The sequence below is a fragment of the Dolichospermum sp. LEGE 00246 genome, from assembly GCF_015207865.1.
Taxonomy (GTDB): domain Bacteria; phylum Cyanobacteriota; class Cyanobacteriia; order Cyanobacteriales; family Nostocaceae; genus Dolichospermum; species Dolichospermum heterosporum.
Genome location: NZ_JADEWA010000175.1, coordinates 1 through 10,211 on the forward strand (window position 1 = coordinate 1; position 10,211 = coordinate 10,211).

At 42.1% G+C, this 10,211-nt stretch carries 3 protein-coding genes and 1 pseudogene; all 4 read right to left on the reverse strand.

Going from position 1 to position 10,211, the window contains the following annotated elements; genetic code table 11:
- The coding region (locus IQ228_RS13130; RefSeq protein ID WP_370566888.1) for a YadA family autotransporter adhesin at positions 1–1,801 on the reverse strand (1,801 nt) is incomplete at its 3' end.
- A 3-nt stretch (positions 1,802–1,804) separates the two neighbouring features.
- Positions 1,805–1,891: pseudogene (locus IQ228_RS27435) on the reverse strand (hypothetical protein); the annotation flags it as partial.
- A gap of 4,839 nt (positions 1,892–6,730) precedes the next feature.
- Positions 6,731–7,069: a P-II family nitrogen regulator gene (locus IQ228_RS13140; protein ID WP_027400693.1), complete on the reverse strand. Its 339-nt coding sequence runs from the start codon at positions 7,067–7,069 to the stop codon at positions 6,731–6,733.
- Positions 7,070–7,229: 160 nt separating this feature from the next.
- Positions 7,230–9,704, reverse strand: a complete 2,475-nt coding sequence (gene hetF, locus IQ228_RS13145) for a cell division protein HetF (protein ID WP_193963048.1) — start codon at positions 9,702–9,704, stop codon at positions 7,230–7,232.
- Positions 9,705–10,211: the final 507 nt, after the last annotated feature.

Sequence of the window (10,211 nt, forward strand, 5' to 3'; positions counted from 1 at the left end):
TGTTAGCACTAGATGTTGCACCTGTTCCTGTGGCAACAGCATTTGCTCCACTAGCAGTGGCAGTGTCACCTGTGGCAATAGAACTCGCACCACTAGCTGTGGCACCTTTACCTGTGGCGGTGGCATTTGCGCCTGAAGCATTGGCACTATCACCATAGGCTGAGGCAGAAATACCTGTGGCTTGGGCTGCATTACCTGTAGCGATCGCATTTTGTTGATTTGCTGTGGTGTTTTTACCTGTGGCGATCGCATTAGTTCCACTGGCAGTGGCAGTATCACCTGTGGCAATAGAACTCGCACCACTAGCTGTGGCACCTTTACCTGTGGCGGTGGCATTTACGCCTGAAGCAGTGGCACTATCACCATAGGCTGAGGCAGAAATACCTGTGGCTTGGGCTGCATTACCTGTAGCTGTAGCACTATTAGCAGTGGCATTAGCAGTAGTACCTGTAGCAATGGCATTTACGCCTGAAGCATTGGCATTATCACCATAGGCTGAGGCAGAAATACCTGTGGCTTGGGCTGCATTACCTGTAGCGATCGCATTTTGTTGATTTGCTGTGGTGTTTTTACCTGTGGCGATCGCATTAGTTCCACTGGCAGTGGCAGTATCACCTGTGGCAATAGAACTCGCACCACTAGCTGTGGCACCTTTACCTGTGGCGGTGGCATTTACGCCTGAAGCATTGGCATTATCACCATAGGCTGAGGCAGAAATACCTGTGGCTTGGGCTGCATTACCTGTAGCGATCGCATTTTGTTGATTTGCTGTAGCACCTTTACCTGTGGCAGTGGCATTTACGCCTGAAGCATTGGCACTATCACCATAGGCTGAGGCAGAAATACCTGTGGCTTGGGCTGCATTACCTGTAGCGATCGCGTTTTGTTGATTTGCTGTGGTGTTTTTACCTATGGCAGTGGCATTAGTTCCACTTGCAGTGGCTGTGTCACCAGCAGCAATGGAACTTGTACCTGATGCTGTAGCAGCTTGATCATATACTCCAGTTACAGAATTATAAACACCAATACCTAGAGATAGAGCATTTGTACCTGATGCAGATGCACCAGCACCGAAGGCAGAGGCACTGCTACCACTAGCTGTAGCACCATCACCTACAGCCGTTGCTGAAGTACCAGTGGCTTGAGATAAAACACCATAAGCTGAAGCACCAGCCCCAGTGGCTTGAGAACCACCACCTGTAGCAATTGAATTATTACCACTAGCTGTTGCACTTATACCTATAGCGATCGCATTCACACCTCCCGTATTTGCACCTGTACCTGTAGCGATCGCATTTTCTGCATTAGCTGCTACTGTTGCACCTTGACCTATAGCTATAGAATTTAATGCCCCTGTATTAACTTTTGCGAGTTGACCAACTGCCAAGGAATTGGTTGCATTTCCTAATACAGTAGCACCTTGTCCTATAGCTGTACTACCTGTTGCTCCACTAGCAACACTGGCACCATTACCTGTAGCAATGGAATTACTAGCTCCACTAAGAGCATTAGTACCTGTGGCAATGGCATCTGTTGCTCCAGCACTAACAGTAGCAGCATTACCTGTAGCAATCCCGTTGTTAGCATTAACATTAGCACCCGTACCTGTGGCGATCGCATTGGTAGCATTAGCAGCTACCGTTGCACCTTGACCAATAGCGGTAGAACCAATAGCTCCACTATTAACAGTTGCGCTATTACCTGTAGCGATTGTATTGTTGGCATTAGCATTGGCGTTGTTACCAGTGGCGATCGCACCAATAGCACCAATACCTGTAGTAGCATTCTTACCAACTGCCACCGCATTATCACCTTGGGCTTTTGCCGTATCACCTAAGTTTGATCCTAGTGTTGCAGTAAATAATACCGCTGATACAATTACCTTCAGCAACGATCACGGTTTGCAACCTGGTAATCAGGTAACTTACTCCAATGGTGGTGGTGCTGATATTGGCGGAATTAGCAATGACAAAACTTACAATGTAATTGCGGTTGATAGTAAAACTGTAAAATTCGGCAGTGAATTTGAGGGAACAGTCGTAAATGTACAAGCAAACACCATCAAATTTAGTCAAAATCACAATTTGAGCAATGGTGACAAGGTAATCTACGAAACTGCAAATGGTACAGCTATCGGTGGTTTAGTCTCAGGTAATGCTTACTACGTCAAAGTTATTGATGATCAGACAGTTCAACTTTCTCAAAATCAGTTTGTGGTTAGTTTTACTTATAAATCAGATAATTTAACTAATCAAATTACACTAACAGGATACGGATTTGATACAGGCGATCGCATCATTTACCAAACATCAGGTACAGCTTTAAATGGTCTGGAATCTGGCAAAGCTTACTATGTGATTAAAGTTGATGCTAATAACTTCCGACTAGCCAGCACTGTCACCAATGCTCAAGCAGGTACAGCCATTGACATCGGCAGTAATAATGATCAACACCAACTTTTCCAAGCACCATCCCAATCTGTGAATTTAGCAGGTATCAATACTGCGATGACAATTAATAATCATGGCTGGCAAAACGGCGATATGGTGAGTTATAAACGTCGTACTGCTGAATTTAGAATTGTCCAGGATCTCCCCCAAAATATTCCTCCTGCCAGCAATGTGTTTAACAAAGATACAGATGTCATCAGCAACGATACCTTTACCTCTGCCAATCACGGATTCCAGACTAACGATCAAGTCACTTATAGTACATCTGGAACAGCATTAGGCAATCTTACCAACAACACCACTTATTATGTGATCGGGGTAGACAATGATCGCTTCCAACTCAGCACAACTCTTAATGGTGCTGCTATTGATATCACCACAGCACCCAAGAATAGTATCCACAAAATCACTGCTGTAGGACTCCCAGGTTTACAAGAAGGTATTAACTACTATGTTGTTAACTCCACTCAAAATAGCTTCCAATTAGCAACGGCAAAAGGCGGGGCAGCATTAACCCTAGACAAGTCAGGCTTAACCGGAACTGGTAGCGTTCATTTGTTTAACAAAGATAGTGTGGTGGACTTGACAGGAACTAACACTGGTAAGCATAATTTGCATCTGGATGTAGATAATTCAAATGCAACAGGTAGCAACCATCAACTGTTAGCTAGTGCTTCGATGACGATACCCAGCCAAGGGGATGGCAAATTCTCAGCCTATGCTCAAGCTGCCTCTGGGGCATTGATTGGGGTGAATGCTACTCAAGCCACCCTGAATATTTCCCCCACGATGACAACATATATTGGTAGTAGTACATCAATTACGACGACTGGGAATGTTACTGTCAAATCCTTATCGGTTTCTGAAGTCACCGGATCAGCTGATTCATCTGTATTAGGAGCGATCGCAGTCGGTGCTGCTAAAATTGATGTCAATCTCACCAATACTAACAGTACTTACATCGGTAGTTTTGCCCAGATTAATGCCAAAGGAACCGTTAGCATTACCTCTCAATCTGACCATACTGTTAATGTTTCTGGCTATGGTGGTGCTGGTTCCCTAATTACCTTTGCGGATTCAAAAGCCTCCGCCACACTAACTCATAATACCCAAACCAGTATTAATGATAGTGCCAGCATCATTGCCGGGAATGAGCTTTTAGTACAGTCGTCCAGTAACACCAACGGTAATGTCAAAGCTAGCGCAGATGGGATTGGTTTGTATGGTGATGCCGATGCCACCACAAAATTTATAATTAATGGCACAAATCAAACCAATATCAACAGCAATGCTTACTTAGAAGCAAGAAAACTGACTGTTGCAGCAACGGTTGACAATCTAGATGTTAAAGCCCGATCTGAAGCGACAGGAGGCGGGTTTATTGGTAATATTGATGCCCATGCAACGGTTGATTTATCCAATACCAAAGCCGTTATCAATCTTGGTGCCAATAGCAGTCTGATTAGTGATTTTGTTAACCTCTCAGCCAAATATCAAAACGTCAACAGCAGTTCGACTACATCAGCAACCTGTTTTTCCCTGGGTGGAGATACAGATAGTGAAGTCACCAATATCATCCCCTTAGTCGCTACAATTTGGACGGATAGTACATCCAAGATCAAAGCCTACAAACTGAATGTAGAATCAGACTTTGCTAACTTAACTTACAAGAGTCATGCCTATAGTATGCGCGTATCTATCTTCGATTTTGGCTCTGACTCAACAACCAAAACCTTTAAACCCACCCCAACGATTGATTTCAATTCTCAAGTTACTTTGCTAACCAGGAAAGCCAACCCAATTCTCATCGTTAATCAAGCAGGTCAAATTCAGCAAAAGAGTGATGATATTACCGCCACAATTACTGGTACAGATGTCATTGTTAATGACATTGATAATACTACTGTTGGCGAAGTCAATTTTATCGTTCCTTCCCGTAGTACGGAAATGGCAAGCAATGGGAAATTTGTTGACAAAGGTGTATACACAATTTCCGATCCTGCCTACGATACAGTACAAATTGATAATTATTCTGACAAGAATTTGATTATCAATAAAGTCGATGTATTGAACCCTGGGATAATTCCGCAGATTAAATACAACGTTAATGTCAATGATAAAACGATTACCTCAACAAATCCTTCTTTGCAACTTCCCTTAAAGGTTAATCCGACGGTAGTCACAATTAACAACTGGGGTACTTCTAATCTGATTCTCCAGGGTCTGATTGATAATCCCCATGATCGCACCGTTCTCTCTAGTGGTGGCAACATTTTCAGTCAGGGCAGTACGCAAAAGATTATTACCCGTGATCTAAAAATGACGGCTCTCAATGGTAGCATTGGCGCGAATGGGCAACGAATTGCGGCTCAGTTGATTCAAGGCTACAATCCAGTTACCGCAAATGTTCCTGGTAGCAATATTTCTCTCAGTGCTGTAGCTAGTAACTCTAATTATTTAAACTTGAGTGCCAAGAGTTACAACAGCAACTCAGTGACAGTAGATGTTAAGCAAATGACTGCCACCACTGGTGAAGTAAATCTGGCAATTGGTCAAACCGTAAATCAAACAAACACACCAATTTCGGCTCTTTATAAGTTCACTGACCTTTTGGATGTTAACCAAAACATTAAGACTGGAACAAATATTGTCATTGATGCCGGCACAACTACCACGAATATTGACACCAAGAATATCTTCTTTGGCACATCCAATATACTGAATATGACCACAGGAGGCTTTATTAAAGCTGAAAATCTAGCTAGTGGAAAAGTCAATATACAGAAGGCTGTCAGCGACAAAGATTCAGTGAGGGTATCTGCAACAGATATACTTTTAGTCAATAATGCACTCGTGAAAGGTACTGATGTAAATTTGACAGCAGCAAATCTGAATTTATCAAATAATGTCCAGGTACAAGCCACGAATAATGTGAATTTCTCCGTTAGCAATAACTTCCAACTGAATGAATCCGCAACCATTACTGCTACTAAGAATGTCACAGTTCAAAGCTACAACAACTTGGGTTTGATTGGTGCCACGTTTACAGTTGATGGTTTGATTTATGCCCAATCACTAGCACTTTTGGGTGGCAGCAATCAAAATACTTTCAATATTAAACAGTTAGTTTCTACAACTACTATCAACACGGGTGGGGGAAATGATACTGTTAATATTGGCAGTAGTCAGTCTGGTTACACGGGCATCAATCAAATTAAATCAAGCGTGAGTATTTACGGCGGTCTAGCAACGGATAATACTAATCTCAATATAGATAACTCACAAGATACATCTAGTAGTACAGGCATTTTAACAGATACAAATCTCACTGGCTTAGGTATGGCTCAAGGTATTTACTACAATGGCTTTAAATTTCTAAATGTTAAGCTAGGTCAAGGAACGAATAACTTTACTATCCTCAATACCAGTGCAATAACTAATATTGATGCCAGCAAAGGTACTAATAACTTCCGAATCGGTCCGAATATAGACAAGAATGGGAATATATTGGATGAAACTCTGAATGGAACAAAGATCCCAGCCATTAATCTTTTAGGAACAAAAAATACCACTACTATTGTTTCTGGAAACAAAAATGATACTTTCCAAATCAACCGCAATACATCACAATTAAATATTAAAGATCAAGGTGGTAATAATACTTTTACGGTGAATACACCAATTAATTATTCAGTCTTATTACCTAATGCTGTAGTTGATCTTTCTCAAGCTTATGGCATTAGCAATGTGATTATCAATCAGTCTTCTTTACGAGAAAGTATTGTGAACAATAAATCTTCAATTAATGTTGTCAATAGCCGCTTGATACTTTTACCTCCCAATAGTAATCCAGTGATTAACACAGTATCTACTAATACTAATGGTGGTAGCACTTTTAATCTTGCATCTCTTGTTAATAGAAACACCAGCGGTTCTGGTACTACTATTGGTAGCACTTCTAATCTTGCATCTCTTGTTAATAGAAACACCAGCGGTTCTGGTACTACTATTGGTAGCATTCTTAATATTCCATCTCTTCGTAAGAGATAATTTAGGTTGAGGGGAGCAGGTCAATTTTACAAGAACGAACCAGAGTCAGACTGCCCTCACAGACAACTTTTTCAGCAACCCCTACTCATACTGAATGTGGGATTGTAATGCCAGTAGATTCACTTAATGGGTAACACCTCGCTCAATAAAAAACGCTGCTGATTTTCTGTTGTCACAGTCAGGGAATCAGCAACGCTATTTTTTAATCCACAGTATTAACTACTGACTACTTACACAGCTTCAGTATTCTTTTCACCTGTTCTAATTCTCACAATTTGTTCAACGGAGGAGATGAAAATTTTACCATCACCAATTTCACCAGTACGGGCGGCGGCGATAATTTTATCTACAACCATATCAACTTGGGCATCTTCAACCACAATTTCCACTTTCAGTTTTTGGAGAAACTCCACAGTATATTCCGAACCCCGATAGCGTTCAGTTTGACCCTTTTGCCGTCCGAAACCCCGAACTTCAGAAACTGTCATCCCGACGATGCCCGCATTAACTAAGGCGATTTTCACTTCATCCAATTTAAATGGACGAATAATGGCTTCTACTTTTTTCATTTTTTTGATTCCTGACTTCTAATAACGTCGTTTATATATCTAAGCAGATTCATTGTCTCACGGTGTGAATACAGCCATAGTTATTTAATTTCAGCCTGATGTATGGGATTTCGCACTTTTTTTACACTTCCCATTATGGACTATTTTTTGGCAAAAGTGATCACTTCGCCTGTCCCAGACTCTGCCAGTCAGCGATCGCCTGTTCCGTCCATAGCCAATTTTGTGATAACCTCTCAATAGTAAAGTCTGCGGGTGCATTTTGAATCACCATCTGCCGCAGTTTAATCGCTTCCTGTAAATATTGCTGGCGTTTATCAGCAGGTTGATTCTTCGCCGATTTATATAAACCCAAAGCTAACCCAGCATAAGCCGTCAAAGCCTCCGGTTCTCCCGCTATTTGGGGATATTTCATTGGATCTGAACCTTGATTCTGTTGAGGTTTTAAAGCCAAACTCAGTGACTTAAACCAAGCATCATTAGCATAATTGAGATTATCCTCCCCATAATAGGCAAATCCTAAAGAATTATTATACAAAAGAGAATCTGGCTGATTTTGTACAGCCCTAGCCCAATAACGACGGGCATCATCAATACTGTACTTATTATTTTTCGTTTGGACTAACTGCCAAGCTAACCGCCCCCGGAAAAAGTTCACAGATGGATTTTCAGCATCCTGAACAGGAATCAAATTTAAAGCCGTTTCCGCAGCCGTAAAAGCCCCACGATTTAGTAATTCATTAATAGCATCCAACCCAGACTTTAAATTACCTTGACTCAACTGTGCCGTAGCTGTAGCTGTGACAATTCCCGTAGATGAATTAGCTAAATTAATTGGTGGATACTGATTACTCGTGAAATTTTCTCCAGGAATTGGTGGAACATCAGAAGTCTTCTGTGCTTGTCGTTGATGCCACCACCAACCAATCCCCACAATTATAGTAATTACACCTGCTCCTACCAAACCATATAGCAACAAGGGTGATTTCATCCAGTAAGAGCGATTACCCTTGGGAGTAACAGGTGACGGTGATAACTGAGGATTTACCTCACGCTTCTCAAAATTCAAAGGAGTTGGTGTAATTTGAGTGGGGACATTTTCCCAATCTAAATTTTGTTTCGTGGGGGCAACCTGCATTTCCGACTGATAATGATGACTCTCCTCGATTAATTCCGCCTTCATGCTTGGTTCTTCTGGTTTAGCCACCGGATTGCCAAGCTGACGGAACAAATCAGAAACTATTGCCGAGTCCTCATTATAGCTAGGGTCATCATACTCAATCTCATCCACAAGATCACCCCAAGTATCCTCCCCTAGCCAGTCTATCTCCGTCCTTTCCTCCGCAAAATTAGGATTAAGAATATCATCTATAGCCATTATATTTTCTAGATTACTGGCTACAGCAGAATAATTATCACTATTAGTCAGTTTAGGTGGCTGATACTCGTTCAGCAACTCAGAATAGCCAGATAAATTAACTTGTGGTGTCAAACAACCATCAAATTCTCGCTGAAGATACAAAATCGGCAAAGCCCAGTACATCTGTTGAGAACCATATGCAGAAATTAAACCTTGACGGACTCGACTTACACATAAATCTAAAGCATAGCCCTGACCCAAATTGCGGTAAAGTAACTGTGTCAGCGTCAGTGCCACCTCATCAGGGATGCGTTCTGACATCGCCAAAATACTTCTAATTCCTCGTTTTACCAAACTTTCAGTTAAATTCCGTTCCCCTGAGTCTTCCGCTACCTCAGACCTCGCTCGATATGCCCCCAAACAGGAGTTAAACACTGCCACTTGAATATTATTATTCACCAGTAGCCCAGCTAAATCATCTCCATTGAGAGTTTCTGTTAAACCAGTTTTTTTACTCACTAAATAAATTTGTCCACCATTGCCACCCAAATTGCTGTGACCAGAATAGTGGAGAATATGGTAATGTCCCTGTTCTAAGGCTTGGGTAAGTTCTTCCCGTCCCGGTTGATCTAGAACAGTTAATTCAATTTCTGGGAGATGATGATTACCATCAGCCACCTTTAATGCTTGACGGCGCAGTTCTGCCTTGAGATTAATGGCTTCTTGTTTGAGTAAATCCAGCCGGACTAAATCAGTAGGTGCAGAAATCACCATTAACACTCTTATCCCCCGTGCTTCCGGCGACATGGGCAGATTATGAGTTGGTAACCGGGATGGTGGGGCAATCCCACTTTGGTAACGGGCAAAGGTAATATAAGGCCCAGTAGCTAAAGGGCGATCGCCAGCGTGCATAATTTCCCACGGCAACCGCGCCAACCGCGTATCCTTCAGTCCTAATCTTAGCCGCAGCACCTGTTGGTGATTTTGGGCAATACCTTGGGCAGTAATCCAACTATCCCGCAGCGTTCCTTGAAACAACGCATTATACAAATCTTGTCCCAAGGCTACCAAGTTAACAGAGTTTCTGGCTACCATATTCCCCTGCAACACCGACTGCAAGGGATCATTCATTAAATCCCCTGCGGCAGTCAACCACTCAGCCACAGGCCAATGTACCAGTTCTTCTGCCACTGGCACCCCAGGCGCAACTTGTTCCGTCCTCACCAGATAATCATTTTGCCCCACCGGCGTTGCGGAAAGGTGAAATTCCTGGGTCACAACTTCTGCTCCATAAAACTTAGACAATGCTGATAGCACAACGTGGCGCAAGCCATACATTGCTGTTTATTTCCCGCCTCCACCAAGGTAGAATACTACTTCTTGTCCACTGGCGTAACTTTCGGGTGAGCCAACCGTACAAATTCCTTTCGTACATTCAGCAGGTTATAACCCACATTTAAATCTCCACGCATTATAACTATATCCCACATTCCCCAGATACCAAAGCAAATTTAGGAATTAAAAATTTAGGACAGATCAAGGGTTTCGATAATTTTAGAGAGGGGGAGTGAATAACTACCTCGAAGTTCCTCGTTAAGTAGGTGTATTTTCTCTATAACTAGAAAGACTTTCTGAACCATTTTCAATTTCTCTTTTTGCTTCACAGGTAAATTATCTTCTTTTTTAACAAGACATATTTACTCTTATTTATCCCTGTCAATATTTCCTTTTTCTGCTCCTCATCTGGTTTCTGGTACATCCATTTTCAGATGAAAAGTAACAATC

Coding starts and splice junctions, on each gene's coding strand:
- IQ228_RS13140 (WP_027400693.1), bottom strand. CDS start 7,069: ATGAAAAAAGTAGAAGCCATTATTCGTCCATTTAAATTGGATGAAGTG.